Raw genomic sequence first — 20,974 nt, 5'->3', positions numbered from 1 at the left:
CTAGCCCCAGTGCGGTGAACCGGCCTTCACCGCGATGGCCCGCGCCGTCCGGTAGTGCTCGGCGGCCGCTTCTCGCAGGTCGAGGGCGGTAGCCAGCTCGCCGAGGTGGTACGCGACCGGGCGGAGGGTCAGCATCCCGCTCCCGGCTCCCGCGATCTCGCCGTCAGCGGGGAGAAGTTCGGCGTACAGGCGTTCCATCGCCGCGCGGTCGCCGAGTTCGATCGCGACGACGGCGTGCAGGCAGGTGCGGGCTTCGTACAGCAGATCCCGGGGCGAATCCGGGATCGGCAGGACTGGGCGGCACCAGCTTTCGTAAGCGCCGTAACCGCTTTCGTACGGTTCGGGCGGCAAGCCTCGCTGGATCCGATCGCAGAACAGGGCGAGCGCGAGGATCCCGTTGTCCACTCCGGACATGGCCGTTCCGGCGAGCCCCGCCGCCGCGGCACGGTAGGCGGCCTCCCCGCCTTCGCCGGTCATCGCGGCCCGCATCGCGTGATACCACCGGGTGAACACGCCGACGAGCGGAAGGCCGTACTTCTCCGCGAGCCCGTCCGCCGAAGCGGCATGCCGGTCCGCGTCCGCGAAGTCCGCGAGCGCGCTCTTCGCCTGCACGAGTACGAGATGCCCGAGCACCTCGAACGTCACCAGCCGGTGCCGGGTGGCGAGGTCGACCAGTTCCGTGCCGATCTCGGCGCGCCGGGGTGCGAGGCCGGCGCGGTCGAAGGCCTGCAGGAACCGGGCATTGAGCGCGAACGCCAGCAACGCCGGGTCGTCGAGCCGCCGGGCGAGCGCCTCGGCTTCCCGCGCCGCCTCGCGGGCCCGCTGCCCGCCCGCGTTCCGCAGTTCGACGGCGAGGGTGGCCAGCAGACGGCACCGCTCGGCCACGCGTCCGGCTGGCAACGCGGCGAGGGTCCGCTCGACGGCGTCCGCGATCCGGGTCGCCAGCTCCGGGTCGTCGCTTTCGGTCCAGCTGGCGGGGACGTCGAAGGCGCCGATCACCCGCGCGGTCAGCAGCGGATCGGCCAGCTTTTCCGCCAGCTCCAGTGCTTCGGCGCGATGCCGCCGGGACTGGCCGAGGCCGCCTGCCACGGCCGACGCGCGGGCCTTGCCCATGATCAGCTCCAGCCGCTTCTCCGCGTCGGCGGCGCCGGACCGGTCGTACGCGGTGAGCGCGGCGTCCCAGAGTCTCGCCGCTTCCGCCTGCGCGAAACGACTTTCCGCCTGCTCGGCGGCGGCCTGGGCATAGTGCGCGGCGCGCTCGGCGTGCGCTTCGGACAGGAGGAAGTGGTGCGCCAAGGCGTCGACGTCGTCCGGGCGGAGGTCTTCCAGCGTCTCGGCGATCTTGCCGTGCTCGCGGGCCCGCCGCGAACGGGAAAGATCGTGGTAGAGCGTGTCCCGCACGAGAGCGTGCGCGAACCGGAAGCGATGCGGCGCCCGTTCGGTCAGGAATCCGTGTCGGACCGCGATTTCGACCGCGTCGAGCGCGGTTTCCCCCGCCAGGGCCTCGAGGACGGCCAGGTCGACGTCCGTCCCGATCACCGCGGCCCGGCGCACCACGCGGCGCGCTTCGTCCGGTAAGGCCTCCACCCGATGCCGGACGACGTCGCGGACTCCAGGCGGCACCGCGTCCAGGGCGGCCGGGCCCTCGGTGGCCAGCAGGCGGGCGAGTTCACGGACGAAGAAGGCGTTCCCGCCGCTGCGCCGGTGGATCACCGCGGCGGTTTCCGGATCGATCTCCTCCCCTGTCGTGACCCGAACCAGGCCGGCGACCTCGGTCTCGGGCAGGCCGCCGAGATAGATCCGCGTCGGCTCGGATCGTGCGACCCTGGCGAGGAATTCCGTCAAGCGGTCGGGCGGGTCGGCGCCGCGATAGGTCGCGACGACCAGCACCGGCTCGGTCAGCACCGCGGTCAGCAACGCCAACGTCTCCTCGCCCGCCCAGTGCAGGTCGTCGAGGACGAGCAGCAGCGGCGCGGCACCGGCCAGATAGGACGCGACCGCCCGATGCCATCTCCAGCGCGCGGTCACGGGATCTTCGGTCGCCGGATCCGCCGACGGCGCGGCGCCGTACCCGGCTCCGGCGAGCGTGGCCAGGATCCGGCTCCACGCGAAGGCGGGCGGCACGCCCTCGTCGTCGGGGTTGCTCCCCCACGCCGTGGTCCAGCCTCGCGCGGCGAGGCGAGAGGAGAACGCCTCGGCGAGCGCGGTCTTCCCCACCCCGGCATCGCCGGAGACGAGTACCAGCCGCGACCGTGTCACGGCTTCTTCGAGTCTGGCGAGCTCCGCGTCGCGCCCGACCAGTGGCCGCTCGACGATCTTCGGCGCCGACGGCCGCAACCGGGGCGCTTGCGCCAGGATGTCGGCCTCCAGCTCGCGCAGCCCCGCGCCAGGGTCGATGCCGAGTTCGTCGGCGAGCAGTTCGCGCGCGGTGCGCAACACGGCCAGCGCGTCACCCTGCCGCCCCGATCGGTAGAGCGCGAGCGCCAGCAGCCGGGAACCATTCTCTCGCAACGGGTATTCGCGCACTCGCGGTTCCAGTTCAGGAATCACCTCGGCGGCCCGCCCGAGCGAGAGGAGGGCTTCGGCGCGGAGTTCCCCGGCCAGCAGCCGGAGTTCGGTCAGGCGGGAAACCTCACCGCGCGCCCAGCCCTCCTCGGCGAACTCGGCGTAGGCGGGCCCACGCCACAACGCGAGCGCGGTATCCACTTGCGACAGTGCGGCGTCCGCCCGGCGGGAGTCGAGCAGCTCGCGGGTCGCGGTGACGGCCGCCTCGAAGTCCCAGGCGTCGACGGAGTCCGTGCGCAGGGCGTAACCGCGGGCGACCGTGACGAGCAGCCGCGCGGGCTCACGGGGCGCGCGGTCCGGCTCCAGCGCGCGGCGCAGGGCACCGACGAAGGTCTGAACGGCGCCGACAGCGCCTTCGGGCGGCCGCTCCCACAGGTCGTCGACCAGGCGTTCCACCGGGACGACCCGGCCGCGGGCGATCAGCAGCCTGGCCAGCACCGCCCGGTGCCGCGGGCCCTTGAGCCCGACGTCGCCCCGCGCGTCCTCGGCCACGAGCGGACCGAGCACCCCGAACCGCATCGCCACCTCCTTCACCGACGGTGATCATCGTGCCCCGGCCGCTCGTTCGTCGCTGACCGGGTGCTGATTCGCGGCGGAGACGCTGGTGATCCCCAGGAACGACCAGGAAGGCGATCATGCGTATCACCGGATTCGACTACCAGCGTGTGCCCGTGGCGGACGGGGTGGCGCTCGACGTCGCCGTCGCCGGGACCGGCAGCCCGATCGTGCTGCTGCACGGCTTCCCCGAGACCCACCTCATGTGGCGGCACGTGGCGGCGGATCTGGCGGCCGACCACACTGTCCTCTGCCCTGACCTGCGGGGATACGGCGAAAGCGACAAGCCTGCCGACACCGGCGAGACCTACTCGAAGCGCACGATGGCGGCCGACGTCGTCGCCGTCGCGAAGGCGTTCGGCCACGACCGGTTCGCCCTCGCCGGGCACGACCGGGGCGCGCTGGTGGCGCTGCGGGCCGGGCTCGACCACGCGGACAAGGTGAGCCACCTCGCGATCCTCGACGTGCTGCCGACGCTGGACATGTGGGACGTCATGCGGGGCACCAGCGCCGCCGTCGGCTTCCACCTCTACTTGATGGCCCAGCCGCCGGGGTTGCCCGAAGAGCTGATCGCCGCCGCGCCCGACGCGTTCTTCGGTCACTTCCTCGACGCGTGGACCCAGCGGGACGACGCGATCCCCGCCGACGTCCGGGCCGCGTACCTGAAGGCGTCACGGAACGCGGTGACCTCGATCGTCGCGGACTACCGCGCCTCGGCGGGCATCGACGTCGAGCACGACAAGGCCGACCGGGAAGCGGGTCACCGGCTCGCCATGCCGCTCACCGTGCTGCAGCAGGACTGGGGCGCCGCGCTCGGCTACGACGCCGTCGCGCTCTGGCAGGCGTGGGCGGAGGACCTGGACCACCGGACCGTCACGTCGGGCCACTTCATGGCCGAGGAATCGCCGACGGAGGTGGTGAAGGCCTTGCGGGACCTGCTTACGCGCTAGAACTTGGGTTTCGGCATGGATCTGCTCGGTGCGACGGTCGCGATGCGTCCTTGCGTCTCGACCGGCGCCCGGGCGTTCGGGTAACCGGCGTAGTAGCCGGGCACGACCCGTCCGACCACCAGCTCTTCGAAGGGGACGAACTCGACGTCGGCCGACTTGAGCCGTTCCAGGTTCTGCTCAGCCGCGGCGAAGGTGACGGCGGCGAAGATCGCGGCCTTGCCGGCCCACGTGCCCAGATCGAGGACGTCTTTGTAGACGCCGGAGGCCTGCGCGGCGGGTGGCAGGCCGGGCCGGAAAGCCAGCCAGAGTCCGAGCAGCCAGACGTACCCCGAGGCGATCGGTGCCCGGAGTTCCCGCAATCCCGGGAGAAGACTCGACAGCATGGCCCTCCGCCCGCCGACGACCGGTCGCACCAGGCGTCGTCCCCCGGTCGCTCGCCGTTACAGAACGACTCCCTCCCTCCGAACTGAGCCGAACGGCGCAACCCTCGCCCCCACCCGCGCCAATCCGACAGACCTTCATGTTTAGCCCGAGTCCTGCGGGGTATCGGTCCTCAGCACGACCGACGAGGGGCACGACATGCAACCCACTGCCAGACGCGCGCACACCATCGCCCGCGATCTTCTTTCACTCACCAGATCGGGCGAGGCCGACCGGCTCGCCACCGCGCTGGTGTCCATCGCTTCGTCCCGCAGGCAGGGACCGGCGCTCGGCGACGTCGTCGGCCGCCTGGTCGACACCTTCTCCTTGGCTGCCAAGGATCGCCGTCGTTCGCTGCGGATCGTTGAACCGTTCACCCTGCGCCTGCGGGACCACTCGGGTCTCTCCGTCCGGCCCGACAAACTCGACCCGGGGGTGGCCGCGATCGTCCGCGCCATCGCCGCCAGCGTCCGCGACGACCGGGCCACCTGCGCCGACCAGATCGGCGAGGCCTGCGAGAACGCCGATCTCGACCAGCGGATCCGGGTTCTGGCGCATTGCCTGGTCTGGACTTCGGATTTCCTCAGCACCGACACCACCGCCTATCCCCCGGTGCTGTCCTGTCTCAAGGGGTCGCTGCCCTATCGTCCACAGTAGACATTGCGCGGTTCGGATGACTTACCGCCCCATGTGTGGACATCCCTTGCACGGCGGGGCAAGGTGGAAAACCGCGCACGAAGTCCGAGTCCCCGATTGCGGGCGCACCTTGGCGGCCAGTTCCCCCGACCCAGGAGCGCAGACTTGGACGAGGTAGCGCCTTCGACGGTACCCGCGGACTCCCGTGCCGACGCCACGGCGAGAGGGCTGCCCAACCCGGACAGCAGACTCGTCCGGGCGGCCGTCGCGGGTGATCCGGACGCCATCCGGGACTTGGCTCGTTTCCTTTCCCCCCACGTTTTCCGCTACTGCGGCAGCAGACTCGGGAGCGCCGGGACGGGCGCTTGCGACGCCCAGGACTGCGCGCAGGAGGTGCTGCAGGCGGTCTTGATCGCGTTGCCCCGCTACCGGTACCGCCCGGACCGGTTCCTCGCGTTCGTCCTCGGCATCGCGGGACACAAGGTGGCCGACTTCCACCGGCGCCGCTCGCGCGAGCCTGTCGCTTGCGTCGCGGAGGTCGGCGACGGCCTGACCCTCTGGGCCCGCCGCGACCCGGACGAGATCGAACGGCTGGAGCACCGGATGCAGGCCGGGGTGCTGCTGGCTCGCTTGCCGATGCCGCACCGGCAGGTACTCGCCCTCCGGTTCGTGTTCGGCCTCTCGGCCGAGGAGACGGCCGAACGGCTCGGCCTGCCGAGCGCCGGAGCGGTCCGCGCGGCCCAGTTCCGGGCGCTGGCACGGTTGCGCGCCCTGCTCACCGAACGGAACGTCCGTTACGCGACCGATGTCCCGGTCATCGAACAGCCCGCCGCGCCGGAGCTCGTCCCGGTATAGAACCGTCCACTTCGGACTGTCGAGTTCTTGTACGGCGCTTGTACGAGGGTCCTCCATCCTGTCCTCCTATTCGGGGAAACCACTGGAGGACAGAGATGAAGATCCGATCCAGGATCGTCAGAGGTGCCGTGGGCACGGTCGCGCTGGCCGGGGCGATCATGCTCGGCGGGGCGGGCGAGGCACTGGCGGCGTCGGGCACGGTGAACACCGACTCCGGGGTCGCGGTGACCGTGCGGTCGAGCCCGAGCACCGGCGCGAGTTCGGTCGGCACGGTCGCGAGCGGCACCGCCGTCACGATCGACTGCCAGGCGAACGGCTCGACGGTGACCGGCAAGTACGGCACCACCGACATCTGGGACTACGTGCCGTCGAAGGGCGGCTACATCAGCGACGCCTACGTCTACACCGGCTCGGACGGCCGGGTCGCCCCGGACTGCGCCGGCAGCACCCTTTCCTGCTCCACCGCGGGCACCGGCAACCCGAGGACCTGCGCCGAAGCCGTCGCGTGGGCCAAGGCACACGTGCACACCAACAACGACCCGGACTACTACCGCTGGTGTGACCGGATCAACTCGTGGGCCTACGGCTGGACCGCCAGCGGCTCGGAGACGGCCTACGTCCACTGGACCCAGCTCCCCGGTTCGTACAAGCACCCCGGTGACACCCAGGTCCCCGCGGGCGGGCTCGCCTTCTTCAGCAACGGCGGCACCGGGCACACGATGATCTCCATCGGCGGCGGCAAGTTCCTGTCGAACGACATCCACGGCAAGGGCAGCTTCACCGAGACCACGATCTCGGAGATCAAGAGCGCGTGGAACTACACCTATCTCGGCTGGTCGCAGCCGTGGTTCAAGATCAACCACTGATCTCGGGCCACCCCGGGCGCTGCCGGACGACGGGGGTCCTCGTCCGGCAGCGCCCCTCCCGTTTGTCAGCCGCGCTCAGCACTTGAAAGTGCCCTTTCGTCGCATCGTGATAAAAAGCGGCCACACGATCGGGTTAGAGTTGACGGATGGGCACCGAAGCTCTCGCTACTCCCGTACCCCGGGAGCAGCGTGCGCTCATGCAGGCGATGCTCACCCGGCTGCCCGAGTTCAGCGACCGCCTCGCCCAGCTGCTCAGCGCCGAGGACGAGTTCTATCACCAGGTGGACAGCACCGCGCCGGACGAGTTGCGCAAGGTCTGCCGCGCGAATCTCGAGCGGGCGCTGACAGCGCTCGTCGAGGGCCGAGGGCTCCCGCTCGACGCGGCCCGCAAGACCGGGCTGGCGCAGGCCCGGCAGGGGATCCCGCTGCCGTCCGTGCTCCGCGCTTTCCGGATCGGCGGGATCTTCGTCTACGAACGCCTGCTGGAACTGGCAGGCCCCGGGTTCATCAACCCGGCACGCACGGTGGAGATCAACTCCAACGTGTGGAAGACCATCGACCTCTACTCCGACGCGCTGACCACCGCGTACAGCGAAGTCGCCGCCGAACTCTCCCACGAGAAGCTCGCCCTGCTGGACGGCCTGCTGCAGGGCCGGTTCGCCACCCAGGCGGAGCTCGAAAACGCCGCGAAGGAACTCGACCTCCCGGCGGCGGGCACGTTCGTCGCCGTCGTGACCGAAGCCGTCCAGCCGGACGAACGCCCCGGCGTCGAGGCGCTGCTGCGGGCGCGACGCTGGAAGTCGGCCTGGCGGCCGGGCGCCGAGATCGGGCTGGTCGTGATCGACCGCGTCGAGGATCTCCGGCGACTGCGCGACGTCCTGGGCACCGTGGCACTGGCGGTGGGGATGAGCAGGCCGTTCAACGGATTCCTCGAGGCGCCGGACGCGGTGCACCGGGCGAGGATCGCCCGCCGTTCGCTGGCCACCGGCGCCGCCGGGGTCGCCGTCTTCGGCGACTCCCCGGTCACCACGCTGGTCGCGAGCGCGCCGGCGATGTCGCGGGACGTCGTGCGCTCGGTGCTCACCGGGCTCCTGGTGCTCCCCAAGGCCGAGCGGCAGGTCCTGCTCGACACGCTGATCGCGTGGTTCGCCGGGCACGGCTCGGCGAAGGAGGCCGCGGACCGGCTGATCGTCCACCCGAACACCGTCCGGTACCGGCTGCGCCGGGTGCAGGAACTGACCAGGCGCGACCTGTCCGACCCGGTCGACGTCGGCGAGCTCTACGTCGCACTGGAGGCGGTCCGCCTGGCGGACGACGCGCGCTAGGGCGCCATGTCGGCGTCGATGATCCTCGCGAGGTCCAGCAAGGTGTGCCCGAGACCGGGCCGCGCGGTGAGCCGCACCGCGAGCGTGCGGCCACGAGCGGTCGTGGCGACCGGCAGGGTCACCTCGGGGTTCGCGGACCTCGTCCACTGTGGACGGCGTCCGGCCGCGGACAGGACGATGTCGGGGTGCGGAGACCGTCGTCCGGGACGCCACCGTGATCTCCTGGCGTCGAGGTCGCGGATTACGTTGCCGTGCAACGAAAGCAACGCGGCGACGTCCGCGACGGCGTCCCGCAGTTCGACGTCGGTGATGGAATCCGAGTAGGCGCCGATGTCCAGCGCGCGGGGATCGATCGGGTCCTGCGGCACAAAGTTCCTTTCCACGCACCGGAAGTCGTCCGATGGTGGTCCCGCTCACGTTGTTCCCGGGAACAAACATGTTTGGCTGCTTGCGCCGAATGGCGGCGCCCGTACCGCCTTCCGGTCGCACAGCGTGCCTGTGACCGCCGGTCACACCTTTGACGCTGACTGGTCCGCAGGCCAGTATCTGGCGACTGATTACCGATGGGTAATGTGGATTTTCCGTGGTCTCACCAGGAGGACCGTTGCGACGTGCGTTGAGCCTGATCTTCTTGGCCCTAGGGGTGTTCGCCGTCGCCGGCGCGGTGTTGCTGCCGACCTACGTGAAACCCGGACTCGCCAAGGTGCCACTGAACCAGGAATCGACGTCGGTCCTCGAAGGCACCGCGTCCAAGGTCCTCGCGGTGAAGACCGAGGGCGGCAAGACCGTCACCGAGATCCGTGACGACGCCAAACTGAAGGCCACCGCCCACGTGGTGGCGAACTTCGCGCCGCCGGAGATGCAGGAGGGCACGGACGTCGCCGTGTGGCTGATGGCCGTCTCGGTCGTCGACACCAGAGACGACACCGTGGTCAGCGCGAGCAAACGCCAGGTCTGCTTCGACCGCCGCACCGCGGAGGGCTACGTGCCGCCGGGCGGCGACCAGGAGTCGAAGTGCTCCGAAAACAGCAGCTTCGTCACCAAGCTCAAGGAAAAGGCCGAGAAGGAGAACGAAAAGCCCGAGGAGATCCAGGAGTACAAGCCGCAGCCCGGCCTGAACTTCAAGTTCCCCTTCGGCACCGAGCAGAAGGACTACCAGGTCTACGACGACAACACCGGCCGCGCGGTCCAGGCCCGGTTCAAGGGCGTCGACGAGATCAAGGGCGTCGAGGTCTACAAGTTCGTCCAGGAGATCCCCGACACGAAGATCTCGACGAAGAAGGTGCCGGGCTCGCTCATCGGCGCCACCGGCGACTCGGTCGAGGCGGGCCAGTTCTACCGGGGCACCATCACCAGCTGGATCGAGCCGGTGACCGGGATCCAGGTCAAGCAGGAACAGCAGTCGCACCAGGAACTCCGGTCGGCCGCGAATCCCACGCCCACGGTGGTCTTCGACGGCAAGCTGGCCTTCACCGACGCGACCGTCGACACGATGGTCAAACAGGTCGACGAGAACAAGGGCAAGCTGGACTTCATCGGGAGCACCGGGCCGATCGTGCTCGGGATCGGCGGCGCGGCCTTCCTCGCGCTCGGCGTCTTCCTCCTGGTGAAGCGGCGCCCCACCCCCTCGCGGCACTAACGCTTGCGCAGCACCATCACCAGGTTCCACGACGCCATTTCCCGGACGCCGGGGACACGCACGATCCACTGGGCCCAGGAGGGGTGGTAGCGCGGGTAGACCTCCTGGAGGTCGGCGAGCGGCGTGGCCTTCCCCCACCGGATGGCCGCGCCGGCCGAAAAGGCGAAAAGGCTCTCGCCGAATTTGTTCTTCGGCTCCTTCCCGTTCTTTTCGAGATAGCGCCGCCGGGCGTAGTGACCGCCGAGGAAATGCCACGGCGCCGTCTCGTGCCCGCCCCACGGTGAATACCACGGGGTGAACGAGGCGAAAATCGTCCCGCCGGACTTGGTCACCCGGCACATCTCGGCCAGCATCACCTCGGGTTCGGAAACGTGTTCGAGGACGTTCGACGAATAGCAGACGTCCACGGATCCGGTGCGCACCGGCAGTTTCGTCCCGCTGCCGCGGACCATGTTCTCCCCGGCCTCGCCCCGCGCCGTCAGCTCTCCGACGTCGGGATCTATGCCCAGGTAGGCGGCGCCCGCGGCGCGGAAGGCGTCGGAGAAATAGCCGGGCCCGCCGCCGACGTCGACGATGGTCCGGCCGTTCAACGGAGTGTGCTGCGCCAATTGCCGGACGGAGTCCTCGGCCAGCACCGAATAGAAACCGTCCGGATCCGTCTGCTCGGTGAGAAAAGCCCGGAACAACGTCACCGATCGGCGCAAGCCGGCGTGATGAGGGATCGTTTCAGGGGTCACCGACCGATTACCGACCATCGAACCATCGCTTTCCGAGAATGATTCATCTACCGTGTACGCACCGGTAACCTAGCATTGTCGCTAACAGGTTGGGAGAACCACGATGGAACGGCCACGTGTGCTGCTCGTCAACTGGCGCGACACCGGACATCCGGAAGGCGGCGGATCCGAGCGGTACGTCGAGCGGATGGCCGAGGGACTCGCCAAGGCCGGGTACCGGGTCGAGATCCAGTGCGCGGCCTATCCGGGCGCGAACGCCGGGGAATGGCGCGACGGTGTCCGCTATCGCCGTCGCGGCAACAAGTTCGGCGTCTACGTCCACGCGCTCCGGGCGATCCGGAAGGCGCACGCCGATCTCGTGGTCGACGTGCAGAACGGGATGCCGTTCTTCGCCAGGCTGGCGGCGGGCTGCCCGGTACTGGTGCTGGTGCACCACGTTCACCGTGAACAGTGGATCAGCGCGCTCGGCGAGACACTGGGCCGGATCGGCTGGTGGATCGAGTCGCGGCTGGCGCCGTGGCTGTTCCGGCACTGCCGCTACGTCACGGTCTCCGAGATCACCAAGGGCGAGCTCACCGGCCTCGGTATCGAGGGATCACGGATCACCGTGGTACCCAACGGTTTGGACGCACCCCCGCGCGGCAAGGCCGTCCGGGAGAACGAGCCGACGCTGGTCGCGGTCAGCAGGCTGGTGCCGCACAAGCGGATCGAACACGCCATCGACGTCGTCGCGGAACTGGCGCGGCGCTGGCCGACACTGCGGCTCGAAGTGGTCGGCCAGGGTCCTTGGGAAGAGGTCCTGCGCAAGCACGCCCGTGACCGCGGCGTCGAGGACAGGGTGCGGCTGCACGGCTGGGTGGACGAGGCCGGGAAACACGAGATCCTGGAACGGTCCTGGCTGCACCTGTGCCCGTCGGTCAAGGAGGGCTGGGGGATCGTCATCATGGAGGCCGCCGCGCACGGCGTGCCGTCGGTGGCCTACCGGGCGGCCGGTGGCGTGGCGGAATCCATTGTGGAGGGCAAGACCGGGCTGCTGGCCGACGACTTCGCCGATTTCACCGCACAGGTGGACGGTCTGCTCTCCGATCGGGCGCGCCGGAACGAGATGGGCCGGGCCGGCGTCACCTGGTCGAGCTTGTTCGACTGGGAGCACAGCGTGAACCGCTTCGAATCACTCGTGCGCGACGTGGCCGGGGTGGCCATCCCCCATCCCCGGGTCCTGACGCCGCAAGGCTTCGACGATGCCGTCGGCCAGCCCGGCCGTGGCGGCGTCGTCGAAGTCCTTGCGGCGTGCGCGCACGGTGACGGTGCTCGTCTCCCCGACAGTCGCCGCGCCGAACGCCACGCCTGAGCGGCCGCTGGCGGCGGGATAGAACGCGATCGAGGTGACCGCGTCCGCCGCCGAAACGACGCCGAGATTGGAAACCAGGTAGGTCGAACCGAGCCTGCCCGCCAGCAGCCGCGTGCCCCACCGGGCGATCCTGCTGCTGCGGGCGGGGAAATCGGGTTCCGGCGGCTGCGTGGCCAGCAGCGCGCCGACTTCGGCGACGGCGGGATTCCTGCCGAGCCGCAGGCGGAAGAACGCGCTGTCGTGTTCGGGTTCCGGTGCGGCGCCGCCCCGCCAGGAAGCTCCCACCGCGGCCACGACCCTGGCGGTTTTCCTGCCGTGCCGGGCGTTCCACGTCTCGGTCAAGCGGGCGGCCGCTGCCGCGAAAGCCGAGGAACCGAGCCGTGAGCGAGGGAGGATCCTGGCGCTGAACACGTCTCCTGGGCGACTTTCGGCGCGTTCCGGGACGATCCTCGCCGGAGGCGCGAAAAGCGCTTCAGCGAGCCTGTGGAACGCAGACGTGAGAAACGAACGGTCCGCCGTCCGCGCGCCGATCCCTTTGGCGGCGGACGAGATCGGGACGTCGAGCGCGAGCCCGAGAATGGCGAGCAGGCCGAGACCGTCGAGCGCGCCGTGGTGCGCGGCGATCAGCACCACAGGTTCGTCGGTACCGACGGCGACGCGGAGCAACGGCGCGCCGCGTTCGTACGCCGCCTCGGCGAAGCGATCGCGGATCGCCGGAAGTTCCTCGCCGGGAACGGCTTCGACGTCGGGAGCGGCCCCGAGCCAAGGCCGTTCCCCGGCCGCGACCGCCAGCCGCATCCGCGCCTTCTCCGGTGTCAGGACCGAAGACAGCCGCGTTTCCAGCAGGATGCTCCAGGAAACGGTGGGGTCGCCGTAGAGCCCGACGACACGGCTCGCGTGGTCGGAGGCGAGCTGGGACACGGCTCAGCGGTTGCCGTAAATGACGTTCTCGGGGCTGGAGTTCGGGTTGAACTGTTCCTTGATCTTCGCCTGCACCTGGGGTGCGGCGTCCGGATCGGCGGAGTTCGTCAGCGCGTAACTCCCCCCTGCGGCCGTTGCGAGCCCGATGATGACGGCTGCGGCCGCGCCGATGAGGGTGCCCAAGACCTACTCCTTCCGCGACAGGGAATTCCTGCGTCGGCTCAATGTACGCACCGGTAACTTAAGGCACAACAGTGCGGCCGCGATCGACACCAGCGCTACTCCGTTTGCCAGCAGCACGGGGATCGGTGATCGCTTCCCCGTCACGACAGGTGCACCGGGAGTGCGGTAAAGCGTGAGCCAGTCACCGGACCACACCGGTATCGCGCCGGTCAGCAACCGCTGATCGAACCGCCCCGGCGTCCCGTGTTCGACCAGGATCCAGCCGATTCCCGCCGCCGAAAGGTCATCGGGCGACTTGGCGGCGCGGACACGGTCCATTCTGGAATCCTCGCCGCCGATCACCTCACCGCCGACCCGCAACGTGTCGTCGGCGAGGACGGTCTCGGGCAGCGCCCGCGGCGCCGGGTCCAGCTGGGTCCGGTGGTCGTTCCAGGCGAACTTACGGAACGTGGACAGCGGCAGCGCGACGACGTCGCCGGGCCTGTCGTCCTCCGCGAGCACGCGGTGGACGGCGTTCCAGTCCTCCGGGTAACGCACCGCCTCGATCTTCCCCCAGCCGCCCCAGGCGAGATCGGGCATGGTGAGCAAGGGAAAGAGCGCGGCGGCCACGACGAGCGCCCCGCGTGCCGCCCCGGTCCGCAGCCGGGCGACGGCGGCCTCGACCGCCAGCGCGAACCCGAGCGCGACCGGAAGCGCCCACCAGGCCACCCATTTCTGCGCGTCGCGCAGCAGTCCCGCGCCGGGAACGTGCTCCATCGCCCAGGACAGCGCGGGTTCGCCGAACGGCATCGTCGCCAGAGCGGCGAGCACGACACCGAGAACTCCCAGCACCAGCAACGCTCTCGCCGGAGGCGTCCCCCACCTTCGTGCCAGTGGACGAAGCCCGGCCAGCGCGACGGCGACCGTGATCAGGATCAGCACCGGTGCCATCGGCGCACCCCGGCTGCCGGTGACGACGTCACCGTTCCAGATTCCGCCCAGCCCCAGCACACTCAGGATCGCCGGGCCCCAGCTTTCCGCGCGGGCGCTGAACGCGGCCACCCCGGCGGGATCGGACAGCGTGCCGCCGTCGTGCAGGAGCGTCGGCACGAGCCACGGCAGGTTGAGGACGACGGCGATACCGACGGTATGCCCGAGTTTTCGGGGACCGGCCAGGACGATCGCGGTGAGCGCGGCCAGCACTCCGCCCGGCGGGGTGAGCACCGCGGGAGCGCAGGAGAGCACCAGCCGCGCGAGCGATCTCGGCTCGCTCCCGCGCAGGGAAAGCGCGGCGCGCACGATCCACGGGAGGCAGGCGTAGGTGAGCAAGAGCGGCCAATGCCCGATGAACAACCGCTCCGCGAAGTAGGCCGTCCACGCGTAGCCGGTGGCCGCGACGATCCGCGTACCGAGTTGCTCCGTCGGGACCAGCCGCGCTGCGCCGTATGCCGCCGCGAAAAGCGAGAGGAACAAGACGATTTTCTGGACGACATCGCCGGGAACGATCGCCGTCGCGAGCGCGATCACGGCGTCGGCGGGGACCGAACGCGGCAGGGCCGAGCCGAGGCCGAGCGCGTCCGGGACGAGCGACTGACGCTGGGCGAACACCATGTCGTAGCTCAGGACGAAACCCCGTCCCAGCACCGGCAGGAACACCAGCAACGCCAGTCCCGCCGACACCGCGGCCAGGACGAGACGTTCGCGCCGTGCGTCCAAATGCTTCTTCCCTTTCCGCCTCGATCGCGGTTATGGTCGCGGAGATTACTCGCCGGTAATGGGAGCACCGTTGAGCGTAGACGTCGATCAGGCTCGAACCGACAAGCGTGTCGCGGCGATCCTCGTTTCGCTCGCGCTGGCGGCCAACAACGCAGGCGCCTACGCGCTGAGCATCGTCGCCGCCCGGCTGCTCGCGCCCGCCGCGTTCGGTGAGCTGAGTTCGCTGCTGGCGGTGCTGGTGATCGGCGTCGTGCCCGCGATGGGCCTGCAGACCGTGGTCGCGCTCCGCGTCGCGCGGCAGCGTTCATCAAAAGAGCCACAAGACAGCGGGACGCTCTTGGCGCTCGGACTCACGACGAGCGCCATCGTCGCGGCCATCGGCCTGATCCTGGCACCGGTCCTGGTTTTCGTGCTGCATCTCGGCTCCGTGGTGCCCGCACTGCTGCTCGCCGTCACCCTCGGCCCGCTGACGCTGCTCGGCCTCTTCCACGGTCTGCTGCAGGGCAGCGGCCGGTTCGCGCTGCTGGCCGGGCTCATGGCACTGGAAGGCGCGGGCAAGGTCGGCGGCTCGCTGCTCGGACTCGTCATCGGCGGCGACGCCACCGGCGCGCTGGCCGGGACCGCGATCGGCTCGTACCTGGTGATCTTCTGCGGATGGATCCTCTGTGGACGGCCGCGACCGCGGAAAGCGGGCCGACAAGCGGGCGACGTCCTGCACGCGGCGCAGGCGATGCTGGCACTCGTCCTGCTGGTGAACCTCGACCTGGTCCTGGCGCGCCACACCCTCCCCGCGAACGAGGCGGGCGAATACGCCCTCGGCGCGATCGTCACGAAGATCGCCTACTGGCTCCCCCAAGCCGTCGGTGTCCTCGTGCTCCCCCGGTTCGCGAACGGCGACGACCGGCGCCGCATCCTGCCCGCCGCCCTCGCCGTCTGCGCCGCCCTCGACGCCGTCGTCCTCCTCGTCTCCGTTGTCGTCGGCCCGCGTCTGCTCTCCTTCATCGGCGGCTCCGGCTACGCCGCCAGCACCATGCCGGTCTGGCCGTTCGCGCTCGCCGGGTCGATGCTCGCGCTGGTGCAGATCCTGCTGTTCTCCCGCCTCGCCGCCGGCGACCGGCGGGTGACCGTGCTGATGTGGGCGACCGTGGTGACGGAGACGGTGCTGGTGACTGCTTGGCTGCACTCGTCGGCGGCTCAGGTGGTGACCGTCGCTGCTTGCTGCGCTGGGGCGCTGGCACTGTCCGGTGCCGTGCTGGAGTTCCGGTCGCGCCGGTGACTGTGTGGATTTTGTTGCGTCCAACGCTACAAAATCCACACGGTCACGCACGAAAGGTCCGCTCACGACACTGGACCGCCGGGTTCTGTCGGTGATCGACTCCATGCTGTTCCGGTGCGTAGAGGAGACTGGGCGCGCCACCCACTGATCACCACCGGTTCGCCGGTGATCGCGGCGAAGCAACTCGAAGCCATCGGCATGGCACGCAGCACGATCTCGCGACGCTGCGAGCCCGGCGGGACGTGGCGGATGCTGCTGCCCGGTGTCGTGCTGCTCCAGAACGGCGAGCCGACCGACGAACACAAGGTCCAAGCCGCCTTCCTGCATTCCGGCGCAGACTCGATCCTGACCGGTGTACGCGCCCTGGAGCGATACGGGCTGCGCAACCTCCCGGACACCGAGGAGGTCCACGTTCTCGTCCCGGCGAACCGCTCGGTCTCCGACAGCGGCTTCGTCCACATCGAACGATCACGTCGACTCCCGAAACCACGGGTCAGGTCCGGCGTCCCGACGGCTCCGGTCCCCCGGGCGGTGGTCGACGCGGCGCGCAGGGCATCGGACAAGGACATGGTCACGGCGATGATGGCCGAGTCCGTCCAGCGGGGCTTCTGCCTGCCTCGATCACTCGCCGACGAACTCGACGAAACGCGCCAGGGAAGCAACTTGCGAAGCACGCTCCTGCCGATCCTGGGCGGCGCCCGTTCGGTCGCCGAAGCCGACGCCTGGCACCTGTGGCAGCGGTCCGGTCTCCCCGGGTGCCGATGGAACGTCAAGATCTTCGACGCGAACGGCACCTACATCGCGCAGCCGGACGGTTGGTGCGACAAGCTCGCCTTCGCCTGGGAAATCGATTCCCTCGGCTATCACGCGGGCGACGACGGCTTTCGCGCCACCCTCGCCCGCAACGCCCGCTATGCCGCGGCCGGGATCGTCGTCGTCCAGACACTGCCGTCGCGGCTGCGCTCGGAGCCCGCCAAGGTCGTGGCCGAACTCCGAGCGGCGCTGGACAGCGCGCGGCTACGTCCCCGGCCCGACATCCGCCTCGGCTGACCGTCCCGCGAACCAGGGCACACACATCGCCACCATCGCCGCCGCCGCCAGCAGCAGCGAAGCCTGCGTCACCGGCCCGTAAGCCCACTCCTGACCGTGCCCCAGCAGCCGCCCCACCACCGCGACGAGCGTGCCCACGACCATCCCGCCGAAAGCGAGGTATCGCGGCGCGCGTTCAGTGAACTGGCGGGCCAGCAGGACGGCGATCAGGAGCACGATCGGCAGCATCCCGCCCAGCACGGCCAGCAGTCCGATGAGCACCACCGGGACCACCCGCCCGGAGCCCGCCCCCACGGACACGTGACGACGGCGGACCGGCCACAGCACACCGATCAAGACCGCCAGGATCGCCACAGCGCCGATCAGCAGGCCGGACCGGTACTTCCAGTCCGGAGTGAACTCCAGCTGGACGGAACCGCCGGAGCCCGCGGGCAGGATCCAGGCCTGCTGCCAGCCGTCGACGCGTGTCTTCACCAGCGGGGTCCCGTTCAGCGAAGCGGTCCAGCCCGCGTTGGCGTTCTCCGGGACGGCCAAAACGGACTCGTCGCCGCCCCCGACGGTGACCGATCGGGACGTCGCGTCCCAGGAGTCCACGGAGACAGTGCGATGTCCGGCAGGCGAAACAGGCTGCCCGGCAGGCTTGAGCCACAGATCCTGGACCACAAAGGACTCGGACCGGTCGGTCCGCAGTTCGTGCCCGCCCGCCGCCAGGTCGACACCGCCCTGGGAATCGGGGCACGCGGACAGCGTCAGCGGCCGGTGCGCGGTGAAGTCGGCGAGGGTGCCGCGCACGGAGGTGTCGTAGTCGAGACCGTTCAGGTGGACGTTCGGGCCCGATCCGCAGGGCACCGTGAACTCCGCGGCCGGAGCGGGAAGGTCGGCGCCGGTCAGGGACAGGCTCCCGATTCCCAGTGAGTTCCTGGTCCGCTGGTCGTCGTCGAGTCCGGCGAACGCGATCTTCAGCTGCGACGTGTCCAGGGGCGGGAACGTCGCCGCGCCGGACGCGTCGAGTTCGACGGAGCGGCTCGACGTCGGTGTCGTCAGTTCCAGCCGCGCCGGCGCCCGAGCCGTCCCGCCCGGGTCGGCGGCGACGCGGATCCCGGAGATCGTCCGCGGTTTTTCCCAGTCCAGGGTCACCGTCGGCCGCAGATCGGTGACGTCGGGCAGCCAGGCGGTCGCGGGATTCCCGTCCACCGCGGCGAACGCGCTCGCCGCCGGATCACCGCCCAGTTGCGAGGTCGCCGACACCGCCACCCCCGGCAGCGCCACCGGGACACGGCCGCCCCCGGCGGGCAGCACGGTGCCGCCGAACTCGTAAGCGCTCTGCGACGTCGTCGAGAACAGCCGCCGGATCCCGTCCGGTTCCTCACCGTCGCGTCCGGCGGCAGCGTCGCAGCGGACGTGACCGCCGTCCGGCACGCACGCGTACCTCGGCTGCTGGCCCCGCGTGAACGCGAATCCCGGCGCCGCGCCGTTGGACAGATCGGCCGGGACTTCCAGCGCGCGTTGCGGTTCCGCGCCCGGGATCTTCAGGTCCGAGATGCCGACGTTCCCGTCCTGCCTGCCGACCACGAGCGACAGCAACGTGATCCGCACCTTGCGCGTCACCCCCGCCGGCGCCGGGTAGGTGTGCGCCCCCTCGCCCCGGACGACCTGGTGATCGACGGAACCGTTGTCCGTGGTGATCCGGATCCTGGTCGGCGGCCAGCCGACGCGGATGTCGTCGACCATCGCGAGATCGACCGTGTTCACCAGCCTCGGGGTGTCCAGTTCGACTTCGAGCCATTCCCCGATCGGACCGGTGAAACTCGAGGAATGCCAAGCGGTGCGTGGATCCCCGTCCAGCGCGGCGAACGGCTGGTGGCTCGGATCCGAACCGCCGAAAGCGTCCGCGAACGACGCCGCCGTCGACGCGGTCACCGAACGGATCCCCCGGTACGCGGCCATGGTCTGGTGCTGTTCGCCGGGGAACGGCAGGACGTCCAGCGCGGCTCGTTGCTGTCTCGGCGACTCCCCCGCGGTCAGCGTCTGGCTCAGGTTGTCGCGCACCCCGCCGACGTTGCGCTCGGCGCGACGCAGCCCGTCGGTGACCAGCCTCGGCCCGGTCGGCGAACCGCCGTCCCCGGTCAGCACCGTCGGCGTACCGGGGTCGAGTTGCCCGGAATTCATCAGCGGCAGCAGGTTTTCCGGGCCGCCGCTCACCGTCGGGACGTCCTTCGCGGACGTCGCGGTGACCAGCGGAACCGGCCGTTTCACCTCGAAGATCTCCAGCGGCCCGAACTGGGCAGACTTCTCGATCCCCGGCGATCCCGCCAGCCCGGCGCGCAACGTCGTGAAGTCGGGGGCGCCGACCTTGGCGCGGTCGATGTCGCCGCGCAACATGAGGAACCGGTAGCCCGAGCGCGCGAGCAGCGCGGCGAGCCCGGGATCCCCTCTGCCGTCGGCCAGGGCCGCGTCGACGGAGTCCATCAGGCGGGTGTTGCCCTCCGAGCCCAACGGGACCTGGTTGCGCACGGCCCACGGGCTGTCCGCGATGGCCTGCGCCGGTTCGTCCACCGTGCGACCCCAGTCGTACTCGCCGAACCCGGTCGCGGGCAGCAGCAGCGTGCGCGCCGTCGCGTCGGTCTTGGCGACGTAGCCCATCGCGTCGTACCAGTATCCCGGCACCTCGTCCCAGCCCGGCCCCGGCCGCAGCGTCAGCAGCCAGACCGGCGCCGCCATCACCAAGATCAGCAGCGCGCCCAGCGCGGGCCGCAGGTGTCGGCGCAGTGCCGGTGCGGCACTCGTGATGCCGTGCACGAAGGCCAGCATCAACGGCAGCCGCAGCACCGGCTCGAACTTGTGCACGTTGCGCAGCGGCGCGAGCGGGCCGTCGAGCAGATGCCGGACGGGTTCCGCCAGCGGGCTGTCGAGCGTCCCGACGTAGCCGACGGTCAGCAGCGTCAGCCCGGTCAGGACACCGAGCATCAGGAACCGCCGCTCGGGCAGGCCGCGCCGCGCGAGGCCGAACAGCCCGACCGCGGCCACCAGCCCGGTGGCCGCCATCAGCACGGGATTGTCGATCAGTGCCCAGCCCGACGGCCACCACGGCGTGCCCTGCACGACGTAGGCGACCCACTGGTTCGTGCCGCGCAGCACCTCGAACAACGACATCGGCGCCGTGGTGTTCGTCGCGGATTCGATGTAGTCCAGGAACGGCAGGCTGTACTGGCCGAGCAGCACCAGCGGCAGGATCCACCACAGCATCACGCCGGCGACGAAGACGAACCACCAGATGAGGAGTTCGACGTGCGTGCTCCGCCATTTCCTGGTCAGCAGCCACAACCCGGGCAGGACGAGCGCCATCACGACCATCGCGCCGTTGATCCCGCCCATGCACAGCACGGCGAGCGCGGACAGCCCGGCGGCGCGGCGTGGGGAACCGATGCGGTCGGCGAGGATCAGCGGCAGCAGCACCCACGGCAGCAGGACGGCGGGCAGCATTTCCGAGGACAGCGAACCGATCTCGGTGACCATCCGCGGTGCGAGGGCGTACCCGACTGCTCCGACCAGCCTAGTCCGTTCGTTCCCCATCTTGAGCGCGCGGGCCACCAGCAGCGCTCCCCCGAACGCGACCGAGAGCAGGAGCGCGCACCATAACCGCTGCGCGATCCACACCGGGATCCCGACGGCCTGGCACACCGCGAAGAACGGTCCCATCGGGAACAGGTAGCCGTACGCCTGGTTCTGCAGCTCCCCCGCCGTCGCCTGGGGATTCCACAGGTGCAGCGCCCGGCCGAGGAAGGCCAGTGGATCCACGGCCAGGTCGAGTTTGGTGTCGAAGGTCGTCCTGCCCGGACGCTGCACAAAGGACAGCACCGTCAAGGCCAGCACGATCCACGTGCTCGGCTTCTTCACGAGGGCGCCGGGGGTTACCATCCGGTAGATACTAGGCGGAAACGTGGCTACTA

General features: G+C 70.1%; 16 protein-coding genes. 9 read left to right on the top strand and 7 right to left on the bottom strand.

Going from position 1 to position 20,974, the window contains the following annotated elements:
* Complete coding sequence (locus ACFOSH_RS37250) at nt 1–3,084, bottom strand: BTAD domain-containing putative transcriptional regulator (RefSeq protein ID WP_378245233.1); 3,084 nt, start codon at nt 3,082–3,084, stop codon at nt 1–3.
* Nucleotides 3,085–3,200: 116 nt separating this feature from the next.
* On the opposite strand from ACFOSH_RS37250, the gene ACFOSH_RS37245 reads away from it, so the two are divergent.
* Nucleotides 3,201–4,070, top strand: coding sequence for an alpha/beta fold hydrolase (locus ACFOSH_RS37245; protein ID WP_378245231.1), 870 nt, complete (start codon nt 3,201–3,203; stop codon nt 4,068–4,070).
* On the opposite strand, the gene ACFOSH_RS37240 is transcribed toward ACFOSH_RS37245, so the two are convergent.
* Entirely contained in the window at nt 4,067–4,453 is a 387-nt protein-coding gene (locus tag ACFOSH_RS37240; protein WP_378245229.1) for a hypothetical protein, read from the bottom strand. The two genes, ACFOSH_RS37245 and ACFOSH_RS37240, sit on opposite strands and share 4 nt — an antisense overlap.
* Before the next feature lie 196 nt (nt 4,454–4,649).
* Between ACFOSH_RS37240 and ACFOSH_RS37235 the strand changes: the two genes are divergently transcribed.
* The 4 genes from ACFOSH_RS37235 to ACFOSH_RS37220 all read left to right on the top strand — a co-directional run bounded on the left by ACFOSH_RS37235 (nt 4,650) and on the right by ACFOSH_RS37220 (nt 8,172).
* Nucleotides 4,650–5,147, top strand: coding sequence for a hypothetical protein (locus tag ACFOSH_RS37235; protein ID WP_378245227.1), 498 nt, complete (start codon nt 4,650–4,652; stop codon nt 5,145–5,147).
* A 144-nt stretch (nt 5,148–5,291) separates the two neighbouring features.
* Nucleotides 5,292–5,981 (top strand): sigma-70 family RNA polymerase sigma factor, encoded by a 690-nt coding sequence (locus ACFOSH_RS37230; protein ID WP_378245226.1) that lies wholly within the window; start codon nt 5,292–5,294, stop codon nt 5,979–5,981.
* Between the two features lie 95 nt (nt 5,982–6,076).
* Nucleotides 6,077–6,847 carry a hypothetical protein gene (locus ACFOSH_RS37225; RefSeq protein WP_378245224.1) on the top strand — a complete coding sequence of 257 codons (771 nt, stop codon included), beginning with the start codon at nt 6,077–6,079 and terminating at the stop codon, nt 6,845–6,847.
* A 146-nt stretch (nt 6,848–6,993) separates the two neighbouring features.
* A complete protein-coding gene (locus ACFOSH_RS37220) occupies nt 6,994–8,172 on the top strand; it encodes a PucR family transcriptional regulator (RefSeq protein WP_378245222.1) in 1,179 nt (392 codons plus the stop codon).
* Here ACFOSH_RS37220 and ACFOSH_RS37215 read toward each other — a convergent pair.
* Complete coding sequence (locus tag ACFOSH_RS37215) at nt 8,169–8,540, bottom strand: hypothetical protein (RefSeq protein WP_378245220.1); 372 nt, start codon at nt 8,538–8,540, stop codon at nt 8,169–8,171. The two genes, ACFOSH_RS37220 and ACFOSH_RS37215, sit on opposite strands and share 4 nt — an antisense overlap.
* 236 nt (nt 8,541–8,776) lie before the next feature.
* Here ACFOSH_RS37215 and ACFOSH_RS37210 point away from each other — a divergent pair, with 236 nt between their 5' ends.
* Complete coding sequence (locus ACFOSH_RS37210; RefSeq protein ID WP_378245218.1) at nt 8,777–9,811, top strand: DUF3068 domain-containing protein; 1,035 nt, start codon at nt 8,777–8,779, stop codon at nt 9,809–9,811.
* On the opposite strand, the gene ACFOSH_RS37205 is transcribed toward ACFOSH_RS37210, so the two are convergent.
* Entirely contained in the window at nt 9,808–10,503 is a 696-nt protein-coding gene (locus ACFOSH_RS37205) for a class I SAM-dependent methyltransferase (RefSeq protein ID WP_378245345.1), read from the bottom strand. The two genes, ACFOSH_RS37210 and ACFOSH_RS37205, sit on opposite strands and share 4 nt — an antisense overlap.
* 163 nt (nt 10,504–10,666) lie before the next feature.
* Here ACFOSH_RS37205 and ACFOSH_RS37200 point away from each other — a divergent pair, with 163 nt between their 5' ends.
* Complete coding sequence (locus ACFOSH_RS37200) at nt 10,667–11,899, top strand: glycosyltransferase family 4 protein (protein ID WP_378245343.1); 1,233 nt, start codon at nt 10,667–10,669, stop codon at nt 11,897–11,899.
* A gap of 924 nt (nt 11,900–12,823) precedes the next feature.
* Here the strand turns inward: ACFOSH_RS37200 and ACFOSH_RS37195 are convergent.
* A complete protein-coding gene (locus ACFOSH_RS37195; RefSeq protein ID WP_378245216.1) occupies nt 12,824–13,003 on the bottom strand; it encodes a hypothetical protein in 180 nt (59 codons plus the stop codon).
* A gap of 3 nt (nt 13,004–13,006) precedes the next feature.
* Nucleotides 13,007–14,698 carry a hypothetical protein gene (locus ACFOSH_RS37190; RefSeq protein WP_378245214.1) on the bottom strand — a complete coding sequence of 564 codons (1,692 nt, stop codon included), beginning with the start codon at nt 14,696–14,698 and terminating at the stop codon, nt 13,007–13,009.
* Between the two features lie 70 nt (nt 14,699–14,768).
* On the opposite strand from ACFOSH_RS37190, the gene ACFOSH_RS37185 reads away from it, so the two are divergent.
* Together ACFOSH_RS37185 and ACFOSH_RS37180 are read left to right on the top strand one after the other, a co-directional pair.
* Nucleotides 14,769–15,974: a lipopolysaccharide biosynthesis protein gene (locus tag ACFOSH_RS37185; protein ID WP_378245212.1), complete on the top strand. Its 1,206-nt coding sequence runs from the start codon at nt 14,769–14,771 to the stop codon at nt 15,972–15,974.
* A gap of 114 nt (nt 15,975–16,088) precedes the next feature.
* Entirely contained in the window at nt 16,089–17,024 is a 936-nt protein-coding gene (locus ACFOSH_RS37180; protein WP_378245210.1) for a hypothetical protein, read from the top strand.
* Here ACFOSH_RS37180 and ACFOSH_RS37175 read toward each other — a convergent pair.
* Nucleotides 16,992–20,942: an alpha-(1->3)-arabinofuranosyltransferase gene (locus tag ACFOSH_RS37175; RefSeq protein WP_378245208.1), complete on the bottom strand. Its 3,951-nt coding sequence runs from the start codon at nt 20,940–20,942 to the stop codon at nt 16,992–16,994. The genes ACFOSH_RS37180 and ACFOSH_RS37175 overlap by 33 nt on opposite strands.
* Between the last annotated feature and the right edge of the window lie 32 nt (nt 20,943–20,974).

The organism is Amycolatopsis speibonae (assembly GCF_042647925.1).
GTDB lineage: Bacteria > Actinomycetota > Actinomycetes > Mycobacteriales > Pseudonocardiaceae > Amycolatopsis > Amycolatopsis speibonae.
This window is presented reverse-complemented; position numbering and strand designations above follow the sequence as displayed.